This window comes from Agromyces tardus (genome assembly GCF_003710805.1).
Lineage (GTDB): Bacteria > Actinomycetota > Actinomycetes > Actinomycetales > Microbacteriaceae > Agromyces > Agromyces tardus.
Genome location: NZ_RHHB01000024.1, coordinates 1 through 20,213 on the forward strand (window position 1 = coordinate 1; position 20,213 = coordinate 20,213).

The following is a 20,213-nucleotide window of genomic DNA, read 5'->3' on the forward strand; positions in this document are numbered from 1 at the left end:
CCGCCGCCCGCGCGGCCTGCTCCGCCGCGAAGGGGCCGTCGGCGATGCCGACCCGGGCGTCAGGCACGCCGAGCCCCGCGGCCGCGGCGAGGAGCGCCCGCGCCGCGGCATCCTCGTCGCCGTAGAAGCGGGCGGGGCCGCGGGCGCGCATCGCGAGGGTGCCGGGGCGAAGCAGCTGCACGCCCGGCACGATCGCCTCGATGCCCCGCACGACCGGTTCGAAGAGCCGGTGGTCGAGCGCCGGATCGTAGGGCAGCACGGTGAGGGCGGGGGAGCGGTACTGCGCTTCGCGGAGCCGGAGCCCGCGCGCCACCCCGTCGCGGCGGGCTGCCGCGGAGCAGGAGTGCACGAGCCCCGCCTCGGTGAGCGCGAGGGGTTGCGCGGCGTCGAGCCCCGCCTCGCGCGCTGCCGCGAGGATGGGCCAGTCGGGGCACCAGAGCACGATGGTGCGGGTCGGGCCGCCGCTCATCCGGCGGCCCTCGCACCGAAGTCGTGATGGTGCACGACGGCGTCGGATGCCGCGTCGCCGACGGGCGCGAACCGGAGGTCGGGCCCGGGGAGCCGCAGCCGCCGGAGCCCGCCGCGGCCGACCTCGCCGCGCCCCGTGACCCGCACGACGACCTCGCGCTCGACGAGGTGCCCGTGACCGCGCTCGAGGCCGCTCCAGTCGCTGTGCTCGAGCTCGAGCCGCGCGTCGCTGCCCGGCCACTCGCCGTCGACCAGGAGCAGGGTGCCGCGCTGCCGGAGCCGGGCCGCGAACCGCGACGCCTCGGCCGGCGCGAGCCGCCCCTCCGGCCGCACGGCGACGACGGGGATGACGTCGGCGAGCGCCGCCGCGACGGTGAGCCACTGCCGGCCCGGCTCGGGCACCAGCACGAGCCGCTCGAGCTCGATGCCGAAGCGCGCGGCCGCCTCGACGCCGAACTCGGGGATGCCCGCGACGGCGACCCAGCGGCCGCTCGCCGACGGACCCGCGAGCGCCGCCATGAGGAGGGTGATCGACCCCTGGACCTGCACGACCGCACCCTCGCGCAGCGCCCCGCCCGGCAGCACCGCGGCGAGGGCGGGATGCGTCGGCACGGCGCGCGAGTCGAGCCGCGTCGCCTGCATCCCGCGGATGCGGGCCTGCAGCTCGTCGACGCGCTCGATCCGGCCCGCGGGGCCGGGGGAGGGAGCGGTCATGGTCACGCTCCAGTTTCGAACACATGTTCGAATACGGCAAGTCGATCCGGCCGACTGTCCACCGCACTGGGGGTGCCGGGCGGTTCGGTGCGACCCCTGCGCCCCGGATGCTACGCGTGCACGCGTTCCGCCCGCACGTGCCGCTCGCGGGGCGCCGCGAGCGCGGCTCGTCCGATGCCCGCGACGTGCACGAGGAGCGCCACCACGAGGAACGCCAGGAGCACCCGCGCCGTCATCGTCAGCACCGTGGGCCAGCCGCCCTCGAGCGTCGGGTCGAGGAAGTCGTAGACGTACCAGCCGTCGATCGCGCCGCGCAGCCACGTCCACGCGAGGAACACCACGGGGTAGACGAGCCACGCGAGCGGCCGCCACCACCGCCCGCGCACCGTTCGCGTGACGAGCAGCCAGTCGAGCGCCGCGAACAACGGCGCGAGGCGGTGATGCACCATCTGGGGCCAGTAGATGTCCCAGGTCCACCACGGCTCGCCCGGCGGAGCCACGAGCAGGGCGTAGATGAGCCCCGTCATGACCAGATAGAACACGAGTGCGCCGAACAGGTGGTCCCACCGGTGCGGGAGGCGTTCGCGCGGCAACGCCGCGGATGCGATGAGCACGATCCCGAAGGCGAGGTTCGACTGCACCGTGAACTCCGAGTAGAGCTGGCCCAGGTCCACGTCGCTGCCGGGAAGGGTCACGTCGTACGTCTTCTGCACGAGGGCAACGAGCACCAGCACGCCCACCGCGAGCCGTGGCAGGCGGATCCAGAGCCGATCCGGATGCATCGCCCGGTTGAACCCGGGATGACGCTCGATCGGGGGCTCCAGCCGGGAGAGCTCGCTCATGGGGCCAGCGTCGCAGCGCCCCGGAACCGGGATACGGCCGAAGGGCCTGCCGCGGCTCGGCGCCGCAGACGGGAGGCTCGCCGCCGGGAGCCTCCCGACACGACACCGCCCGGAAACACGAGAAGGCCGGATCATCCGATCCGGCCTTCTCGACACATCGTGCGCGAGGGGGGACTTGAACCCCCACGCCCGTTAGGGCACTAGCACCTCAAGCTAGCGCGTCTGCCATTTCCGCCACCCGCGCGTTGTGTCCGGGCTTCCGATCGCTCGGCGGCCCGGAGAAGACATTAGCACGGTTTCGGAGGGCCTCCGAACACGGTGGCCGCCGCACCCGCCGGCGGCTAGCGTGATGGGCATGGCCGCGTCATCCGAACCCCTGCCGACGACCGTGCACGACGCCGAGCGGCGGTCGGAGGGGGCCGGGCTGGAGCTCGACGCGACCGCGGTGATCGCACGCGACCTGATCCGGTTCGACACCACGAACCACGGCGAGGGCCGGGCGAACGGCGAGCGCGAGGCCGCCGAGTACGTCGAGGCGGAGCTGCGCGCGCTCGGCCTCGAGCCCCGGCTCTTCGAGCCCGAGCCGCGCCGCACGAGCGTCGTCGCGCGCGTGCCGGGCAGGAATCCCGACAAGCCCGCGCTCGTGCTGCACGGCCACCTCGACGTGGTGCCGGCCGATCCCCGCAACTGGAGCGTCGACCCGTTCGCCGGAGAGGTGCGCGACGGCATGTTGTGGGGACGCGGCGCCGTCGACATGAAGGACATGGACGCCATGATGCTCGCCGCGCTCGGCGACATCCTGCGCGCCGGCGACCTGCCCGAGCGCGAGCTCGTGGTCGCGTTCTTCGCCGACGAGGAGGCCGGGGGCGGGCGCGGCGCGAGCTGGCTCGTCGACCACCATCCCGAGCTCTTCGCGGGGGCGACCGAGGCGATCAGCGAAGTCGGCGGCTACTCGATCGCCGTGGGGGGCACGCGCGCCTACCTGCTGCAGACGGGGGAGAAGTCGCTGATCTGGGTGCGCCTGCACGCGCGCGGCGTCGCGGCGCATGGTTCCCGGCTCATCCGCGACAACGCGGTCACGAAGCTCGCCGAGGCGATCGCCCGCATCGGCCGAACCGAGTGGCCCATCCGGCTCACGGACACCACGCGCGAACTCCTCGGTGCCATCGCCGGGGTGCTCGGCGTCGACCCCGAGCAGGTGTCGCCCGACGAGCTCGCGGTCGCCACCGGTTCGGCGTCGGGCTTCATCACGGCGACGCTCCGCACGACGTCGAACCCGACGCTCCTGCAGGCGGGCTACAAGCACAACGTGATCCCCGACCACGCCGAGGCGCTCGTCGACATCCGCACGCTCCCCGGCGAGGAGGACGCCGTGCTCGCACAGATCCGCGAGCTCATCGGCGACGAGATCGAGATCGAGATCGTGCACCGCGACGTCGGGCTCGAGGCGCCGACATCCGGCGCCCTCGTCGACGCCGTCACGGCGGCGCTGCACGCGCACGACCCGGGCGCGCCCGTGTTCCCCTACCTGCTCTCGGGCGGTACCGACAACAAGTCGCTGTCGCGGCTCGGCATCGCCGGCTACGGCTTCGCACCGCTCCGGCTCCCGGCCGGCCTCGACTTCCCTGCGATGTTCCACGGTGTCGACGAGCGCGTGCCGCTCGACGCACTAGTCTTCGGTAGGCAGGTTCTGCGCGACCTCCTCCTCGCGTACTGAACCGGCGAACCCTCCAGAACCCCGACCGCGACGGTCCCATGCCCTCCGCTGTCGCGGAGGGGGAAGGCGGATGCTCCACGTGCTCGAAGCCCTCATCCTCGGCCTCGTCCAGGGACTCACCGAGTTCCTCCCGATCTCGTCGAGCGCGCACCTGCGCATCGTCGGCGAGTTCCTGCCGGGCGCACAGGATCCCGGCGCCGCCTTCACCGCGATCACCCAGCTCGGCACCGAGACCGCGGTGATCGTGTTCTTCTGGCGCGACATCGTGCGGATCGTGTCGCACTGGTTCGGCTCGTTCACCGGCCGGGTGCCGCGCAACGACCCCGATGCGCGCATGGGCTGGCTCATCATCATCGGCTCGCTGCCGATCGTCGTGCTCGGGCTCGTCTTCCAGGACCAGATCGAGACCACGTTCCGGTCGCTGTACATCGTCGCGACGATGCTCATCGTCTTCGGCATCGTGCTGGGCCTCGCCGACTGGGCGGGCGCGAAGAACCGCGGGCTCGACCGGCTCACGGTGCCCCACGGCATCTACTTCGGGCTGGCGCAGTCGCTCGCGCTCATCCCGGGCGTCTCTCGGTCGGGCGGCACCATCACGATGGGCCTGCTGCTCGGCTACGAGCGCGCCGCGGCGGCGCGCTACGCGTTCCTCCTCGCGATCCCCGCGGTGTTCGGCTCCGGCCTCTACCAGCTGTTCAAGAGCATGGGCGAACCCGCCGTGTACGGCCCGCTCGAGACGGCGGCGGCGACGCTCGTCGCATTCGTCGTGGCGATCCTCATCATCGCGTTCTTCATGAACTGGATCTCGAAGCACAGCTTCCTGCCGTTCGTGATCTACCGCATCGCGCTCGGCACGGCGATCTTCATCATGCTCGGCGCCGGCGTCATCCAGCCCTACTAGCGGCTGCGCGGCATCCGCTGCGCCGGTTCAGGGGCGACGGATGCCGCGGAGGCGGTGGGCGCGCGTCAACCCGCGTCGCGCGGCTTCCACGGCTCGCCGCCGGGGCCCTCGCCGCGGCGGCGCAGGTAGCGCTCGAACTCCTGCGCGATCGCCTCGCCGGATGCCTCGGGCGCGTCGACCGCGTCGCGGGCCTGCTCGAGCTGGGCGATGTAGCCCGCCATCTCCTCGTCGTCGGCCGCGAGCGCGTCGACGCCCGCCTCCCATGCCTTGGCCTCCACCTCGAGGCTGCCGCGGGGGATGCTGAGGCCGGTGAGCTCCTCGACCTTGCCGAGGAGCGCGAGCACGGCCTTGGGCGACGGCGCGTTGTGCACGTAGTGGGGGACCGAGGCCCAGAGCGACACCGTGGGGATGCCCACGCGCTCGGCCTGGTCGGCGATCACGCTGAGGATGCCGACGGGGCCCTCGTAGCTCGACCGCTCGACGCCGAGGGCGGCGCGCACCTCGGGGTTCTCGCTCGACGCGAAGACAGACAGCGGCCGCGTGTGCGGCGCGTCGGCGAGCATGGCACCGAGCAGCACGATGCCGTCGATGTCGGCGGCGAGCGCCGCATCGATGAGCTCGGCCGCGAAGCCCTTCCAGGTGCGGGCCGGCTCGGCGCCGAGCAGCACGTGCAGCGTCGAGGCGCCGGGGCCGGTGACGCTCTCGTCGTCGTCGGCCGCCGGCATGCCGCTCGGGCCGAGGATCGCGGCGCCCGGCCAGCTCAGCCGGCGTTCGCCGTCGTCGTCGATCTGGATCGTCGGTCGCGTGAACTGGTAGTCGAAGTAGAGCTCCGGGTCGACCGCGGCGATCTCCTCGAGCTCGAGGCGTTCGGCGAGGAGTCGGGCGGCGCCGGTGGCCGCCTCGCCCGCGTCGTTCCATCCCTCGAACGCCACGATGAGGAGTCGTCCGCCCTCGAACCCGGTCGGATGCTGCACTCCGCTCGCCCCGCTTCCCGAGCCCGGTTCCTCCGGGCTCACCTCCACAATAGGACGTGCCCGTAGAATCACCCGTTGTGACCAGACTCCCCGCCGCCGTCCTGTGGGACATGGACGGCACCCTCGTCGACACCGAGCCCTATTGGATGACCGCCGAGACCGAGCTGGTCCAGTCGTTCGGCGGTTCCTGGAGCCACGAGGACGCGCTCGGCGTCGTCGGAGCCGGCCTGTGGGAGAGTGCCGCCATCCTCCAGCGCGCCGGTGTCGACCTCGATGCCGACGCCATCGTCGAGCGCCTCACCGAGCGGGTGCGCGAGCAGTTGCAGCTCCACGGCGTGCCGTGGCAGCCCGGCGCGCGGGAGCTCCTGCAGGAGCTGCGCGACGCGGGGGTGCGCACGGCGCTCGTGACGATGTCGATCCGGTCGATGGCCGAGGACATCGTCTCGGCGATCCCGTTCCACGCCTTCGACGAGCTCGTGACGGGCGACCAGGTCGCCGAGCCCAAGCCGCACCCCGAGCCGTACCTCACCGCGGCGAAGCGTCTCGGCGTCGACATCGCCGACTGCGTGGCGATCGAGGACTCGCCCCCCGGGCTCGCGTCCGCGTCCTCCGCGGGCGCCGTCGCGATCGGCGTGCCGCACATGGTGGCACTCGACGAGGCCGCGGCGAGCGTGATCTGGCCGACGCTCGACGGGCGCGGCGTCGACGACATCGCCGCCGTCGCCGAGCTCGCGGGAGCCTCGAAGTGAGCCGCGGGGAGGCGAGCGGTCCCTTCCGCGTCGGCGACCGCGTGCAGCTCACCGGTCCCAAGGGCCGCATGCACACGATCACGCTGCAGCCGGGTGCCCTGTTCCACTCGCACAAGGGCCCCATCGCGCACGACGACCTCATCGGCCTGCCCGACGGTTCCGTCGTGGCGAACCAGGTGGGCATCGAGTACCTCGCGCTGCGCCCGCTGCTCAGCGACTTCGTCATGTCGATGCCGCGCGGCGCCGCGATCGTCTACCCGAAGGATGCCGCGCAGATCCTCGCGCAGGCCGACGTCTTCCCCGGCGCGACCGTCGTCGAGGCGGGCGTCGGATCGGGCGCGCTCTCCCTCTGGCTGCTCCGCGCCATCGGACCGCAGGGCCGGCTCCTCTCCTTCGAGCGACGCGAGGAGTTCGCCGACGTCGCCCGCGGCAACGTCGCGACGTTCCACGGCGAGGACCCCGCGAACTGGTCCATCACGCTCGGCGACCTCGCGCAGGCCCTGCCCGAGCAGGCGCCCGCGGCATCCGTCGATCGCGTCGTGCTCGACATGCTCGCGCCGTGGGAGTGCGTCGACGCCGTCTCGACCGCACTGAAGCCCGGCGGCGTGCTGCTCTGCTACGTCGCGACGGTCACGCAGCTCTCCCGCGTCGCCGAGGCCATCCGCGCGACGGGCTGGTACACCGATCCCGTCGCGAACGAGACGATGGTGCGCGGCTGGCACGTGCAGGGGCTCGCGGTGCGTCCCGATCACCGCATGATCGCCCACACCGGGTTCCTGCTCACCGCGCGTCGGCTCGCGCCCGGCGCCGAACTGCCCGAGCTCAAGCGCCGCCCGTCGAAGACCGAGTTCAGCGACGAGGACTTCGAGGCGTGGACGCCCGGGGCGCTCGGCGAGCGTTCCGTGAGCGACAAGAGCCTCCGCAAGCGGGTCCGGGCAGCGGATGCCGCGGCGCGGCGCTCGCGCGAGGGCGACGGCTCCGCGGCAGCCGCCGACCACGGGGCCGCCGAGCCGGATGCCGCGCAGCCGCCCGCCCGCATCGAGACCGTCGAACACGACGACCACGCGGGCGACGCCCGCTAGGCTGTCTCCGCCCGTCGCTTCCACCTCGGAATCGCGTCCACTCAAGAATCGAGGATCAGTGCGCTCGTCACTCGCACTCACCGCCACCGCGGCACTCGTCGCGCTCGCCCTCACGGGGTGCACCGCGCCCGCGCCGGAGCCCCTCGCGACGTCGGGCGCCTCGTCCGACGCGATCGAGGTCACCGGCAAGCTCGGCGCGAACCCGAGGGTCGACTTCCCGACGCCCGTGAGCCCGAAGGCGACGCAGTGCACCGAGGTCATCGCGGGCGACGGCGAGCGCCTCGTCGAGGGACAGCAGGCGCTCATCGGCCTCTCGGTGTACAACGGCAGCACGGGCGAGGAGCTGCAGGCGCCCACGGGCTTCACGGACTCCGAAGACGCCATCCCGATCGTCCTCGGCGGCAACACCCTCCCCGGCCTGCTCAAGGGACTCAGCTGCGGCAGCGTGGGCTCGCGGGTCGCGGTCGTGATCCCGCCCGCCGACGCCTTCGGCGACGAGGGCAACCAGTCGATCGGCGTCGGCCCCGACGACAGCCTCGTGGTCGTCTACGACGTGCGGCAGGCCTTCCTCACGCGGGCCGACGGTGCCGTGCGCCCGAGCCGCGACGGCTTCCCCGCGGTCGTGCTCGCGCCCGACGGGCGCCCCGGAATCACGGTGCCGAAGACCGACCCGCAGAAGAGCACCCAGGTCGAGGTGCTCAAGGAGGGCTCTGGCCAGGTCGTCGAGTCGGGCGACCGCGTGGTCGTGCACTACACGGGCGTGCTGTGGGACGACAACTCCGTGTTCGACTCCACCTGGGAGAAGGGCGCGCCGGCCTCGTTCGTCGTGAGCGACGGCAGCGACTCGCAGGTCATCCCCGGCTTCTCCGAGGCGATCATCGGCCAGAAGGTCGGCTCGCAGATCGGCGTCATCGTGCCGCCGTCCGACGGCTACGGCGACCAGGAGCAGGCGGGCATCCCGGCGGGCTCCACGCTCTTCTTCGTGATCGACATCCTCGGGGTCGTCGAATAGCCGCCGCCGGCCGGCAGCTCCCGGCGCTTCAGTATGATCGCTGACGTGGCGGTGCAGAGGGGCAAGGGGGAGCCGAGGATCGCGGTCGAGGACCGCCTCTTCAGCCTCGTCCTCGCGCTGCTCGCCACCGAGACGGGATTGCTGAAGGCCGAGATCCTGTCGACCGTGCGCGGCTACGCCGAGCGCTACGACCCTTCGGGCGCGAACGCCAACCTCGAGCGCCAGTTCGAGCGCGACAAGGACGACATCCGCGAACTGGGCATCCCGCTCGAGACGGTGGAGTCGCCCGATCGGCCCGGCGACAACCAGTCGCTGCGGTACCGCATCCCCAAGGGCGAGTACGACCTGCCGGTCGACGTGCGCTTCACGCCCGACGAGCTCGCGCTCCTCGGCTTGGCCGCGGAGGTCTGGCGCGAGGCGTCCCTGTCGGCCGACTCGCAGCGCGCGCTCACGAAGCTGCGGTCACTCGGCATCGAGCCGCGCGAGCCGGTCATCGGCTATGCGCCGCGGCTGCGGGTGCGGGATGCCGCATTCGAACCGATCCGGCAGGCGCTCGATCGCCGCCAGACCGTGCGGTTCCGCTACATCAAGCCGGGCGAGCAGTCGCCCCGCGTCCGCACCGTGAATCCGCTCGCGGTCGTGCTCCACGAGGGGCGCTGGCACCTGCACGCGTTCGACGTGGAGGCGAAGGGGTCGCGCACGTTCCTCCTCTCGCGCATCGTCGGCGGGGTCGAGGTCGTTCCGGGGTCCACGTTCGCGGCACCGCCGCCCGGCATCCAGGATCGCGTGCTCGCCGACCTGCACGAGCTGTTCCTCGCGAACTCCGCCGACCTCGCGGTCACCGCCGGCAGCGACGCGGAGGTGCGACTGGGCAAGCGCGCGGTGCTCGCCGACGACGACGCGGGGGTCATCCGGCTGCACTACACGGATGTCGCGGTGTTCGCCGACGAGCTCGCGTCCTACGGCCCCGAGGTGCGCGTGATCGCGCCCGCATCCCTGCGCGACGCCGTGCGGGAACGCCTCGCGTCGGTGGCCGCGGCGCACCGCGGCGCCGGGGGCGGCGACTGATGGCCGCCCGCGGCGCGAAGCGCCCCGCCCAGCTCAAGGCACCCGACAAGCTCGTGTTCCTGTTGTCGCTCGTGCCCTACCTGCTCGAGCAGCGGGTCGTCGACGTCGCCGACGCGGCAGCCCACTTCGGCACGGGCGAGCAGGAGATCCGCGACGCGGTGCGCCTGATCGCGACATCCGGGCTGCCCGGAGAGACCGGGACCTACCAGCCCAACGACCTGTTCGACATCGACTGGGACTCCTTCGAGGACGACGACGTGATCGTCATCGTGCACCACGTGGCGATCGACGACGCCCCGCGGCTGTCCGCACGCGAGGCCGCCGCCCTGATCGCGGGACTCCAGTACCTCTCCGCGTCCCCCGAGAACGCCGGGAGCGCGCAGCTCGCGTCGCTCATGGCGAAGCTCACCGAGGGGGCGTCCGCCGCGCCGAGCCGGCTCGCCGTCGCGGAATCCGAGGCCGACGCCTCGCTCGCCCGCATCCGGGAGGCGGTCGCGGGCGGCCGGCAGCTCGAGTTCACGTATCGCAACGCGCTCGGCCACGAGGGCCGGCGCCGCGTGGACCCGCTGCGCATCGCGTCGCTCGGCGCGGACTGGTACCTGCAGGCCTGGTGCCACACCCGCGAGGACTTCCGCAACTTCCGCGTCGACCGCATGAGCGATCTCGTGGTCGCCGACGCACCGATCGAGGACCACTCCGACCGCGAGGTGCCCGACACCCTGTTCCAGGGCTCCGACTCCGACCTCGACGTGGTCGTCGACGTCGCACCCGACGCGCTGCCGCTGCTCGCCGACTACCTCGCCGACTCCCGCACCGAGGACGTCGACGGGCGCCTGCGCGTCACCCTCCGGCTCGCGCACTACCACGGGCTCAAGCGGTTGATCGCCGGGCTTCCGGGCCTCGTGACGGTCGTGGCGCCCGAGGAGGCTCGAGCCGTCGTCGCGGATTGGGCGGATGCCGGACTCGCCGGCTACCGCGACGCCCCGTCATCCGTCCCGGACGATGCGCAGAGCACCGGTCCGACCGGGTAGACTGACCCGAACATCCCGTCAGAATTGGACGAACGCTTATGTGGCAAGGCTTCACTGGTTGGCACGCACTGATCATCCTCGTGGTGATCCTGCTTCTGTTCGGCGCGCCCAAGCTCCCTGCGCTGGCGAAGAGCCTCGGGCAGTCGATGAAGATCCTCAAGAACGAGGTCCGCACCGACAAGGACGACTCGGTTGAGGGCGTCGAGCCCACGGATGCAGCCGGCACGGCCGGCCCCGCGGGCACGACGAGCGCTGCCGGAACGGTGAGCTCCACCGAGGAGACGCCGGCCGCGAAGCGCACGGACTCCGGCCAGGCCGTCTGACGACCGTGTCCGCCGTGAAGGACCGCGCGGCGAACCGCGAGAAGCGGATGTCGATCGGGGCGCACCTGATCGAGTTGCGCAAGCGGCTGTTCATCTCGGCCGCGTCGATCGTGGTGGGCGCCGCCCTCGGCTGGTGGCTCACCGACGTCGCCGTGTGGGATGCCATCCAGGCGCCCGTCGACGCCGTCGCGAAGGCGCAGGGCAGCAGCTCGGCGATCATCTTCCCGACGATCTCGAGCGCCTTCGACCTGCGCCTGCAGGTGGCGTTCACGCTCGGCATCGTGATCTCGAGCCCGGTGTGGCTGTACCAGATCTTCGCCTTCCTCGTGCCGGGGCTGAACTCGAAGGAGCGCAAGTTCACCTTCGGGTTCTTCGCGAGCGCCATCCCGCTGTTCTTCGCGGGCTGCGCGGCCGGATGGTTCGTGCTGCCGAACATCGTGAAGCTCATGACGAGCTTCGTGCCCGACGGGGGCGAGTCGCTGCTCACGGCGAAGGAGTACATCGACTTCGTGCTCAAGCTCGTCGTGGCGATCGGCATCGCATTCGTCGTGCCGGTGTTCATCGTGCTGCTGAACTTCGCCGGCGTGATCAGCGCGGAGTCGATCATCAAGTCGTGGCGCGTCGCGATCCTCGTGATCGTGCTGTTCACGGCGATCGCGACCCCGTCGGCCGACATCATCTCGATGTTCATGCTCGCGGTGCCGATGATCGCCCTGTACTTCGGCGCGTGGGGGGTCGCGCACCTGCACGATCGACGCGTGGCGAAGCGCAATCAGCTGCAGTTCGGCGACGCTGTCTAGGCTTGGAGGGTGACCACCCTCTCACCGGCGGAACGCTACGCGCTCTCACGCCAGCAGCGTCGCCAGCCGCGGCTCCAGGAGTTCGCCTCGGGTCTCTCGTTCGATCTCGATCCGTTCCAGCGCGCCGCCTGCGCCGCGCTCGACGAGGGACGCAGCGTGCTCGTGGCCGCCCCCACGGGAGCCGGCAAGACCGTGGTCGCCGAGTTCGCCGTGCACCTCGCGATGCGCGACGTCGACGCGAAGGTCTTCTACACGACGCCCATCAAGGCGCTGTCGAACCAGAAGTACCAGGAGTTCGTCGAGACGTGGGGTCACCCCGAGGTCGGCCTCCTCACGGGCGACACCAACATCAACTCGGGCGCGCGCATCGTCGTGATGACGACCGAGGTGCTGCGCAACATGCTCTACGCCGACTCGCCGCTGCTCGACCGCCTCGCCTACGTGGTGATGGACGAGGTGCACTACCTCGCCGACCGCTTCCGCGGCGCCGTGTGGGAGGAGGTCATCATCCACCTCCCCGAGCCGGTGCGGCTCGTCTCGCTGAGCGCCACGGTCTCGAACGCCGAGGAGTTCGGAGATTGGCTGCAGGCGGTGCGCGGCGACACCGACGTCATCGTCTCCGAGGAGCGGCCGGTTCCGCTGGAGCAGCACGTGCTCGTAAAGTCCAAGTTCCTCGACCTCTTCGACTCGTCGGGGCAGGCGGCGACGCACAGGGTGAACCCCGAGCTCCAGCGCCTCGCGCGATCGGGCGGCCGCTCGATCGGCGCCCGATCGCAGCGCGGGCGACGCGGCGGTGACCGGGGCCGGTTCCACCAGTCTGCGCAGGCCTCCGGCCGGCTCGAGCGTCCCGACGTCATCGAGATGCTGCACGGCAAGAACCTGCTTCCGGCGATCGTGTTCATCTTCTCGCGGGTCGGCTGCGACCAGGCGGTACGCCAGGTGCTGCGCAGCGGCATCCGTCTCACCGAGACCGCGGAGCGCGACGAGATCCGCGCGATCGTCGAGGATCGTGCGCGGATGCTGCGCGACGACGACCTGGCGGTGCTCGGCTACTGGGAGTGGCTCGAGGGCCTGCAGCGTGGCGTGGCGGCCCACCATGCGGGCATGCTGCCGGCCTTCAAGGAGATCGTCGAGGAGCTCTTCCAGAAGAAGCTGCTCAAGGTCGTCTTCGCGACCGAGACGCTCGCGCTCGGCGTGAACATGCCCGCGCGATCCGTCGTGCTCGAGAAGCTCGAGAAGTTCAACGGCGAGGCGCGCGTGCCGATCACGCCGGGGGAGTACACGCAGCTCACCGGTCGCGCGGGTCGCCGCGGCATCGACATCGAGGGCCACTCGGTGATCCAGTGGGCCGACGGGCTCGACCCCGAGGCCGTGGCCTCTCTCGCCTCGCGCCGCAGCTACCCCCTCAACTCGAGCTTCAAGCCCACGTACAACATGGCGGTGAACCTCGTCGACCAGTTCGGTCGCGAGCGCGCGCGCCAGATCCTCGAGCTCTCCTTCGCCCAGTTCCAGGCCGACCGGGCCGTCGTCGACCTCGCCCGCACCCTGCGCAAGCAGGAGGAGTCCATGTCCGGCTACGAGGAGGCGATGCGCTGCCACCTCGGCGACTTCGGCGAGTACGCCGCGCTCCGCCGCCGCATCGGCGACCTCGAGCGGCAGGCCGCGAAGGGCAACCCCACTCATGCCCAGCGCGAGCGGATGCAACGGGAGCTGGCGTCCCAGCGCAAGGCGCTCCGCGCCCATCCGTGCCACGGCTGCGCCGAACGCGAGCAGCACGCCCGCTGGGCGGAGCGGTGGTGGCGACTCAAGCGCGAGCACGACGAGCTGTCCAAGCAGATCCGCAGTCGCACCGGCCAGGTGGCCAAGCGATTCGACCGGGTCGCCGAGGTGCTCGAGTCGCTCGGGTACCTCGAGCGCGATCGACACGGTTCGATCGTCTCGACGCCGGCGGGACGCATCCTGAAGCGCATCTACGGCGAACGCGACCTGCTGGTCGCCGAGTCGCTGCGCCGCGGACTGTGGGATCGGCTCGACGTGGCCGGCATCGCCGCGATGGCCGCGGCGCTCGTCTACGAACCGCGGCGCGACGACCGCGGCGAGCAGTTCCGGCTCCCGCGCAACGGCTTCCGTGAGGCGTTCGAGCGCACGACGGATGTCTGGAGCGAGCTCGACGATCTCGAGCACGAGCACCGGCTCCCGGGCACCGACCAGCCGTCGCCGGCCCTCGCCACGGCGATGCACGCGTGGGCACGGGGCGCCGGACTCGGGGCCGTGCTCGCCGACACCGACCTCGCGGCCGGCGACTTCGTGCGGCTCGCGAAGCAGGTCGTCGACCTGCTCGACCAGATCTCCATCGTCGCCGACGCCGAGCTCGGCGTCACGGCGCGCGCTGCGATCGACGCGGTGCGCCGCGGCGTCGTCGCCTACGGGTCCGCCGCGTGACCGGCGCGGTGGAACCGGCGGTCGTGCGCGCCGAACCCGTGGAACGCTCGGGCACCGGGCCGCTGCTGCCCCTCTGGGCGGCGGTGCCCGCGGCGATCGTCGGCGGCCTCGTCTACGACCTCGGGTTCCCGGGGGTCGGCTTCTGGCCGCTCGCCTTCGCGGGCATCGCGATCGCGCTCGTGACGCTGATCGGGCGCACGTCGTGGGCGGCGTTCTTCGTCGGATTCGCGTTCGGGCTCGCGTTCTACCTGCAGCACGTCTCCTGGACCTCGCTCTATCTCGGACCGGTGCCGTGGCTCGCGCTCTCGATCCTCGAGTCGCTCTTCGTCGCCGGTGGCGCGGTGCTGATCGCGCTCGCGTATCGCTGGGTCCCGCAGGCGAACGGGTCGCGGTGGGTTCGCCTCGTCGTGCTGCCGCTGCTCGTCGCGGGACTGTGGTGCGTCCGGGAGGCGGCGATGGGGTCCATGCCGTACGGCGGGTTCCCCTGGGGCCGAGCGGCACTCAGCCAGGCGGAGAGTCCCTTCGCCCCGCTCGTCTCCTGGGTCGGCTCGACGGGACTCGGCTTCATCATGGTCGCCCTCGTCGCGGGCATCATCGAGTGGATCCGCCTGCGCGGCTGGCGAGACCTCCGCACCGGCATCCCGGTCGCCGCGCTGCTCGTCGTCGCGCTGCTGACCCCGGCGTGGCAGACGACGCCGGCGGGGTCGCTGCGGGTCGCGAGCGTGCAGGGCAACGGGCCGGCCGGCTACTTCGACCGCCGGACGCAGGGCGACATCCTGAACTCGCAGCTCGACGCCACCGAGCCCGTGCTCGACGAGCCGGGCATCGACGTGCTCCTCTGGCCCGAGGGCGGGTCCGACATCGACCCGACCCGCGACGAGACGGCCGCGCGACTCTTCGACTCGCTCAGCACGCAGCTCGACGCACCGGTCATCCTCAACACCGTCACCACACGCGACGACCTGTACTACAACACCTCGCTGCTGTGGCGCGCGGGCGAGGGCGCGGTGGACCGCTTCTCGAAGCGCAACCCCGTTCCGTTCGGCGAGTACATCCCCGATCGCTGGTTCTACGACGCCCTCGCGCCCGATCTCACCGGGCTGATCCAGCGCGGCTACACGCCCGGGGCCGAACCGCCAGTCTTCGATCTCGGCGGCACGATGACCGGACTCGCGATCTGCTTCGACGTCATCTACGACGGGCTGATCTGGGAGGGCGCACGCGACGGCGCGCAGGTCTACATGTTCCAGACGAACAACGCCGACTTCCGCGGCACCGACGAGAACGAGCAGCAGCTCGCGATCGCTCGGCTGCGCGCCATCGAGACGGGCCGGTCGGTGGTGAACATCTCGACGGTGGGGACGAGCCAGGTCATCGACCCCAGCGGTCGCACGATCGACTCGTTGCCGGCCTACGAGGCCGGCGCGATGGTGACCGACGTCGAGCTCCGCGACGGACTGACGCCCTCGGTGGTGCTCGGCGGGTTCGTACCCGGCCTCATCGTGCTGGGGTCGCTCGGCGGACTCATCGCCGCGGGCGTGCTCGCGCGCAAGAAGAAGGCCCGTCCGGTGGACGGGCCAGAGGCGTAGCGCCGGTCTCCCGGAGCTACGCGCCGATCTTCTGCTGTCCGCGTCGCGCGCGGAGGTAGGTCAGCCGCTCCTCGAGCAGCTCCTCGAGCTCGGCGCGCGTGCGGCGCTCGAGCAGCATGTCCCAGTGGGTGCGTGCGACCTTCTCGCCCGAGCGATCGACCTCGACCGGCTTCGAGTCGACGAGCAGGGTCGCGGCGTTGCCGCAGTGCTTGCACTCCCACTCCTGGGGGAGGTCCGCCTCGGTCGAGAAGGTCATCACCGTCTCGCGTCCGCACGTCTCGCAGCGATAGGTGTAGTCCGCGCGGTCGGCGAACACCACGCCGTCCTCACTCTGCAGGCTCTGGGCGCCGATACGCATGCCCCGAAGGCTCCGGTCCGCCATGGCGTTCTCCTCTCGATCGTCTCCATGTATAAACGATCAAGCTGTGCGTTCTCTTTCCGCGGGCTGGGCTTTTGTCGGGGAATTCTCAGGTTCGGGACGCGACGACGGCGAGGGCGAGGTCGGCCCGATCGGTGACGAGGCCGTCGACGCCGAGGTCCAGCAGTCGCGCCATGTCGCCCGGGTCGTTGACGGTCCAGACGTGCACCTCGACCCCGGCGCGATGGGCCGCGAGGACGAGCGCGGGGGAGAGCACCCGGAAGGCGCCGAGCCGCTCGGGGATCTGCAACGCTCCCGCGCCCGCGAGTGCACGGACGAAGAGCGAGCGGCTGCGGCCGGCGGCGGCGACGCGCGAGCGGATGACACCGCTGCTCCCGACGGACGTGGCGACTCCGGGCAGGCGCGCCGCGAGCCGTCGACGACGTCGATCGGAGAAGGAGGTGAGGAGGACCCGCTGCTGCGCGCCGGTGCGCTCGACCGCGTCGACCGTCGCGTCGGCCGCGGCATCCGCCTTGACGTCGATGTTGAACCGCACGGCGGGGAACTGGTGGAGGGCCTCGGCGAGCGTGGTGAACCCCTGGCCCGCACCGAGGTCGACCCGCTCGAGCTCGGCGAGGCTCAGATCGGCGACCGCGACGGGGCGCCCCGCGACGCGATCGAGCGTGGGGTCGTGGGCGATCACCGCGACGCCGTCGGCACTGACGTGCACGTCGGTCTCGACGTAGACCGCGCCGGCCGCGACGGCGCGTGCGAACGCGAGGAGCGTGTTCTCGGGTGCGTCGAGCGCGAGGCCGCGGTGCGCGAGCACCCGCGGACCCGGCGGATCGAAGTAGGTGCTGCGCACGACCCCCGTCAGCTCTGCGGCGCCGGTCGCGACTCGTCTGCGGGTGCGCCGCCGGGACCGAACGCGCGCCCGATGCCCTTGAGCGCCTCGGTGAGCTCGCTCGGGATGATCCAGAGCTTGTTGGCGTCGCCCTGCGCGAGCTGCGGGAGCGTCTGCAGGTACTGGTAAGCGAGGAGCTTCGAGTCGGGATCGCCCTTGTGGATGGCGTCGAACACCGTGAGGATCGCCTCGGCTTCGCCCTGCGCGCGGAGCACGGCCGCCTTCGCCTGGCCCTCCGCCTCGAGGATCGCAGCCTGCCGCTGTCCTTCGGCGGTGAGGATCGCCGACTGCTTCGTTCCCTCCGCGGTGAGGATGAGCGCACGACGGTCGCGCTCGGCGCGCATCTGCTTCTCCATCGAATCCTGGATGGAGAGGGGCGGATCGATCGCCTTCAGTTCGACCCGCGACACGCGGATGCCCCATTTGCCCGTCGCCTCGTCGAGCACGATGCGCAGCTGCCCGTTGATGTTGTCGCGGCTCGTGAGCGCCTCTTCGAGGTTGAGGCCGCCGACCACGTTGCGGAGCGTCGTGGTGGTGAGCTGCTCGACCGCACCGAGGTAGTTCGCGATCTCGTAGGTCGCTGCCCGGGCGTCGGTGACCTGGAAGTACACCACCGTGTCGATCGAGACCACGAGGTTGTCCTCGGTGATGACCGGCTGCGGCGGGAACGAGACCACGGTCTCGCGGAGGTCGACGAGGGGGCGCAGCCGATCGATGAAGGGCACGAGGAGGTTCAGGCCGGGGGAGAGCGTCTTGTGGTAGCGGCCGAGCCGCTCGATGACCCCCGCGTAGGCCTGCGGGATGATGCGGACCGATCGCGCGATGACCACGATCACGAAGATCGTGATGGCCACCACCACCACGGTCACGACGATCGATCCGATGTTGTCGATCACTGGGGCGTGCTCCTCTCAACGGGGACGACGACGGCGGTCGCGCCGTCGATGCCGGTGACGAGCACGCGCTCGCCCACGGCGACATCCGCCTGCTCGGTCACCGGCGACAGCCGGGCGGTCCACACGTCGCCGTTCTGCAGGCGCACCTGGCCACCCGACGGGGTCACCGTGCGCACGACCGCGCCGTCGATGCCGATGAGCGCGTCGATGTTGCTGCGGGCCGGGTCGCCGCCACGGCGCAGCATCCGCAGCAGGGGCGGCCGCAGCGTGAGGATCAGGGCGACGGCGACGACCGCCGCGACGATGAACTGGGCCCACCAGGGGATGCCGAACAGCCCCGACAGGAGCCCGGCGACGCTGCCCAGCGCGAGCATCAGGAAGGTCATCTCGAGGGTGAACACCTCGATCGTCGCGAACGCGAGGATCAGCACGAGCCAGACGATCCACGCGTACTGCGTCAGCACATCCAATTGGCCTCCTTCGGGGGTGCCCCGCATCCGAAACTATCAGGGCGGAGGTGCCGACGGGGGAGTTGATAGTCTCGGTTCGGCGCGTCCCCGAGGCGTGCTCATCTCCGCGCACCACAGCCCCACAGAGGAGCCCCACGTGACCAACCCCCTCGCCCCCGGATCGCTCGCCGGCCGTGTCGCCCTCGTCACGGGATCGTCGCGCGGCATCGGCGCCGACACGGCCCGCTATCTCGCCGAGGCCGGCGCCGCGGTCGTCGTCAACTACCGCAGCAAGGCGCCGCGCGCCGAGAAGATCGTGACCGAGATCGAATCGGCCGGCGGTCGCGCGATCGCAGTGGGGGCGGACCTCACGGATGCCGCATCCGTCGCCTCGATGTTCGAACGCACGGTCGCGGAGCTCGGGCCCATCGACGTGCTCGTCCTCAACGCCTCGGGCGGCATGGAGAGCAACATGGGCGAGGACTACGCGATGCGCCTCAATCGCGATGCCCAGCTCAACGTCGTCGAGGGCGCGCTGCCGCACCTCGCCGACGGCGCCCGCATCGTGTTCGTCACGAGCCACCAGGCGCACTTCATCCGCACCACGCCGACCATGCCGGAGTACGAGCCCGTCGCGCTCTCGAAGCGCGCCGGCGAGGACGCGCTGCGCGCGAAGCTGCCCGAGCTCGAGGCGGCCGGGGTCGAGTTCGTCGTGGTGTCGGGCGACATGATCGAGGGCACCATCACCGCGACGCTGCTCGAGCGCGCCAACCCGGGTGCCATCGCAGCCCGCAAGGAGGACGCGGGTCGCCTGTACAACGTGTCGGAGTTCGCGGCCGAGGTCGCAGCGGCGACCGTCGACCCGGTGCCTGCCGACCACACGCGCTACGTTGGCGACACCTCGGGTTTCGCGCCCGAGGGCTGAGCAACCCCGCGCGCGCTCGCGTCGCGCGAGCGGATGACGCGAAACGGCCGGCCGGGGGAGCACCCCCGGCCGGCCGTTTCGCGCGTATCGCCGTCGGATCGATCAGTCCGCGAGGGTGAGGCCCCGGCCGAACGTGAAGGCACGCACGATCTGCACGATGCCGAGGATGATCAGGCTGATGCCGAGGATGATGAAGATGATCGCGACGGCCCAGAGCGGCGCGGAGAGCACGAGGATGCCCGCCACGATGCTGAGGATGCCGAAGAAGACCGCCCAGCCCTTCGAGGGTGCGTCGCCGAGCTGCACGAGGGCCACGATCCCCTCGATGATCCACACGATGCCGATGAGCACCCCGAGGAACACCGCGAGGAACTCCGTGGTCGCCTGCAGGTTGGCGAGGGCCAGGACGCCGCCGACCACGAAGAGGATGCCGAGGATGATGTCGAGCGCTCTCGCGCCGCCCGAGATCCCACGGGAGAAGATCCCGAGGCCGGCGTAGGCGAGGCCGGCGATGATGAGGTAGATGCCGATGAACACGGCGATCACCATCGCCGTCTTCTGCGGCCAGAAGGTGATGAGGATGCCGATGATGAGGGCGACGGCACCCGTGATGCCGAGCGTGACGCGGATCGCGTTGACCGCGGACTTCGTGAGCCCGGCTCCGTCGAGCGCGAACCCCGCGAACATCGCGTTGGACTGCGGCGTGGACATGGCGACTCCTTTCGACGGCATCCGGATGATGCGCGCGCGATCAGGCTATTGCTGAATGCGCGCCGCGCGCCGGATGTGAATGCGACCGTCATCGGCGTGTCGCACGCCGTTCACGTCGCACGACGACCGGCGTGCTGGCATGTCGCGGAGGGTGCGGCGGCCCGGCGCCCGCGCCGCCCCCGTTCGAGTGCTTGTCGCAGGAACGCAACGCCGGGTAGCATCCGGACCAACCTGTTGCATGCCGCGGCGGGGAGCTTC

21 protein-coding genes and 1 tRNA gene are annotated in these 20,213 nt (G+C 71.4%); 12 read left to right on the forward strand and 10 right to left on the reverse strand.

Annotated features, from left to right (window positions below; translation table 11 throughout):
- The 4 genes from EDM22_RS11940 to EDM22_RS11955 form a co-directional block, all read right to left on the reverse strand.
- A partial coding sequence (locus tag EDM22_RS11940; RefSeq protein WP_483923578.1) for a DNA polymerase Y subunit UmuC family protein occupies positions 1–469 on the reverse strand: 469 nt, incomplete at its 3' end.
- Complete coding sequence (locus EDM22_RS11945; protein ID WP_122937280.1) at positions 466–1,182, reverse strand: hypothetical protein; 717 nt, start codon at positions 1,180–1,182, stop codon at positions 466–468. The genes EDM22_RS11940 and EDM22_RS11945, both read right to left, overlap by 4 nt.
- Before the next feature lie 110 nt (positions 1,183–1,292).
- Complete coding sequence (locus EDM22_RS11950) at positions 1,293–2,024, reverse strand: Pr6Pr family membrane protein (RefSeq protein WP_122937281.1); 732 nt, start codon at positions 2,022–2,024, stop codon at positions 1,293–1,295.
- A 160-nt stretch (positions 2,025–2,184) separates the two neighbouring features.
- Positions 2,185–2,268, reverse strand: a tRNA-Leu gene (locus EDM22_RS11955).
- Positions 2,269–2,379: 111 nt separating this feature from the next.
- On the opposite strand from EDM22_RS11955, the gene EDM22_RS11960 reads away from it, so the two are divergent.
- Together EDM22_RS11960 and EDM22_RS11965 are read left to right on the forward strand one after the other, a co-directional pair.
- Positions 2,380–3,741: a M20/M25/M40 family metallo-hydrolase gene (locus EDM22_RS11960; RefSeq protein WP_122937315.1), complete on the forward strand. Its 1,362-nt coding sequence runs from the start codon at positions 2,380–2,382 to the stop codon at positions 3,739–3,741.
- Between the two features lie 70 nt (positions 3,742–3,811).
- Entirely contained in the window at positions 3,812–4,642 is an 831-nt protein-coding gene (locus tag EDM22_RS11965) for an undecaprenyl-diphosphate phosphatase (protein WP_122937282.1), read from the forward strand.
- A 65-nt stretch (positions 4,643–4,707) separates the two neighbouring features.
- On the opposite strand, the gene EDM22_RS11970 is transcribed toward EDM22_RS11965, so the two are convergent.
- Complete coding sequence (locus EDM22_RS11970) at positions 4,708–5,616, reverse strand: PAC2 family protein (RefSeq protein WP_122937283.1); 909 nt, start codon at positions 5,614–5,616, stop codon at positions 4,708–4,710.
- 77 nt (positions 5,617–5,693) lie between these two features.
- Between EDM22_RS11970 and EDM22_RS11975 the strand changes: the two genes are divergently transcribed.
- From EDM22_RS11975 to lnt, 9 genes are read left to right on the forward strand one after another with little or no spacing between them, the layout of a single operon-like run.
- On the forward strand, positions 5,694–6,365 hold the full coding sequence (locus EDM22_RS11975; RefSeq protein ID WP_281274083.1) for an HAD family hydrolase: 672 nt from the start codon (positions 5,694–5,696) through the stop codon (positions 6,363–6,365).
- Entirely contained in the window at positions 6,362–7,447 is a 1,086-nt protein-coding gene (locus EDM22_RS11980; RefSeq protein WP_245989342.1) for a tRNA (adenine-N1)-methyltransferase, read from the forward strand. Before EDM22_RS11975 ends, EDM22_RS11980 begins: the two co-directional genes overlap by 4 nt.
- A 58-nt stretch (positions 7,448–7,505) precedes the next feature.
- Positions 7,506–8,459 carry an FKBP-type peptidyl-prolyl cis-trans isomerase gene (locus EDM22_RS11985; RefSeq protein WP_122937285.1) on the forward strand — a complete coding sequence of 318 codons (954 nt, stop codon included), beginning with the start codon at positions 7,506–7,508 and terminating at the stop codon, positions 8,457–8,459.
- Between the two features lie 45 nt (positions 8,460–8,504).
- Positions 8,505–9,527 carry a helix-turn-helix transcriptional regulator gene (locus EDM22_RS11990; RefSeq protein WP_245989343.1) on the forward strand — a complete coding sequence of 341 codons (1,023 nt, stop codon included), beginning with the start codon at positions 8,505–8,507 and terminating at the stop codon, positions 9,525–9,527.
- Positions 9,527–10,558: a helix-turn-helix transcriptional regulator gene (locus EDM22_RS11995; protein ID WP_122937287.1), complete on the forward strand. Its 1,032-nt coding sequence runs from the start codon at positions 9,527–9,529 to the stop codon at positions 10,556–10,558. Before EDM22_RS11990 ends, EDM22_RS11995 begins: the two co-directional genes overlap by 1 nt.
- 38 nt (positions 10,559–10,596) lie before the next feature.
- Positions 10,597–10,881, forward strand: coding sequence for a twin-arginine translocase TatA/TatE family subunit (gene tatA / locus EDM22_RS12000; protein WP_122937288.1), 285 nt, complete (start codon positions 10,597–10,599; stop codon positions 10,879–10,881).
- Positions 10,882–10,895: 14 nt separating this feature from the next.
- Positions 10,896–11,681, forward strand: a complete 786-nt coding sequence (gene tatC, locus EDM22_RS12005; protein ID WP_245989344.1) for a twin-arginine translocase subunit TatC — start codon at positions 10,896–10,898, stop codon at positions 11,679–11,681.
- A gap of 9 nt (positions 11,682–11,690) precedes the next feature.
- Entirely contained in the window at positions 11,691–14,123 is a 2,433-nt protein-coding gene (locus EDM22_RS12010; RefSeq protein WP_122937289.1) for a DEAD/DEAH box helicase, read from the forward strand.
- Positions 14,120–15,712: an apolipoprotein N-acyltransferase gene (gene lnt, locus EDM22_RS12015; RefSeq protein WP_245989345.1), complete on the forward strand. Its 1,593-nt coding sequence runs from the start codon at positions 14,120–14,122 to the stop codon at positions 15,710–15,712. Before EDM22_RS12010 ends, lnt begins: the two co-directional genes overlap by 4 nt.
- Positions 15,713–15,728: 16 nt before the next feature.
- Here the strand turns inward: lnt and EDM22_RS12020 are convergent, their stop codons facing one another.
- The 4 genes from EDM22_RS12020 to EDM22_RS12035 form a co-directional block, all read right to left on the reverse strand.
- On the reverse strand, positions 15,729–16,094 hold the full coding sequence (locus EDM22_RS12020) for an RNA polymerase-binding protein RbpA (RefSeq protein WP_122937290.1): 366 nt from the start codon (positions 16,092–16,094) through the stop codon (positions 15,729–15,731).
- An 85-nt stretch (positions 16,095–16,179) separates the two neighbouring features.
- On the reverse strand, positions 16,180–16,935 hold the full coding sequence (locus tag EDM22_RS12025; protein ID WP_122937291.1) for a glycerophosphodiester phosphodiesterase family protein: 756 nt from the start codon (positions 16,933–16,935) through the stop codon (positions 16,180–16,182).
- An 8-nt stretch (positions 16,936–16,943) separates the two neighbouring features.
- Entirely contained in the window at positions 16,944–17,867 is a 924-nt protein-coding gene (locus tag EDM22_RS12030) for an SPFH domain-containing protein (protein ID WP_122937318.1), read from the reverse strand.
- Complete coding sequence (locus EDM22_RS12035) at positions 17,867–18,334, reverse strand: NfeD family protein (protein ID WP_245989347.1); 468 nt, start codon at positions 18,332–18,334, stop codon at positions 17,867–17,869. The genes EDM22_RS12030 and EDM22_RS12035 overlap by 1 nt, the downstream gene beginning before the upstream one ends.
- A 142-nt stretch (positions 18,335–18,476) precedes the next feature.
- Between EDM22_RS12035 and EDM22_RS12040 the strand changes: the two genes are divergently transcribed.
- A complete protein-coding gene (locus EDM22_RS12040) occupies positions 18,477–19,244 on the forward strand; it encodes an SDR family oxidoreductase (RefSeq protein ID WP_122937293.1) in 768 nt (255 codons plus the stop codon).
- A 102-nt stretch (positions 19,245–19,346) separates the two neighbouring features.
- Here the strand turns inward: EDM22_RS12040 and EDM22_RS12045 are convergent, their stop codons facing one another.
- Positions 19,347–19,955: an HdeD family acid-resistance protein gene (locus EDM22_RS12045; protein ID WP_122937294.1), complete on the reverse strand. Its 609-nt coding sequence runs from the start codon at positions 19,953–19,955 to the stop codon at positions 19,347–19,349.
- Between the last annotated feature and the right edge of the window lie 258 nt (positions 19,956–20,213).

Coding starts and splice junctions, on each gene's coding strand:
- EDM22_RS11945 (WP_122937280.1), bottom strand. CDS start 1,182: ATGACCGCTCCCTCCCCCGGCCCCGCGGGCCGGATCGAGCGCGTCGAC.
- EDM22_RS11950 (WP_122937281.1), bottom strand. CDS start 2,024: ATGAGCGAGCTCTCCCGGCTGGAGCCCCCGATCGAGCGTCATCCCGGG.
- EDM22_RS11960 (WP_122937315.1), top strand. CDS start 2,380: ATGGCCGCGTCATCCGAACCCCTGCCGACGACCGTGCACGACGCCGAG.
- EDM22_RS11965 (WP_122937282.1), top strand. CDS start 3,812: ATGCTCCACGTGCTCGAAGCCCTCATCCTCGGCCTCGTCCAGGGACTC.
- EDM22_RS11995 (WP_122937287.1), top strand. CDS start 9,527: ATGGCCGCCCGCGGCGCGAAGCGCCCCGCCCAGCTCAAGGCACCCGAC.
- tatA (WP_122937288.1), top strand. CDS start 10,597: ATGTGGCAAGGCTTCACTGGTTGGCACGCACTGATCATCCTCGTGGTG.
- EDM22_RS12020 (WP_122937290.1), bottom strand. CDS start 16,094: ATGGCGGACCGGAGCCTTCGGGGCATGCGTATCGGCGCCCAGAGCCTG.
- EDM22_RS12045 (WP_122937294.1), bottom strand. CDS start 19,955: ATGTCCACGCCGCAGTCCAACGCGATGTTCGCGGGGTTCGCGCTCGAC.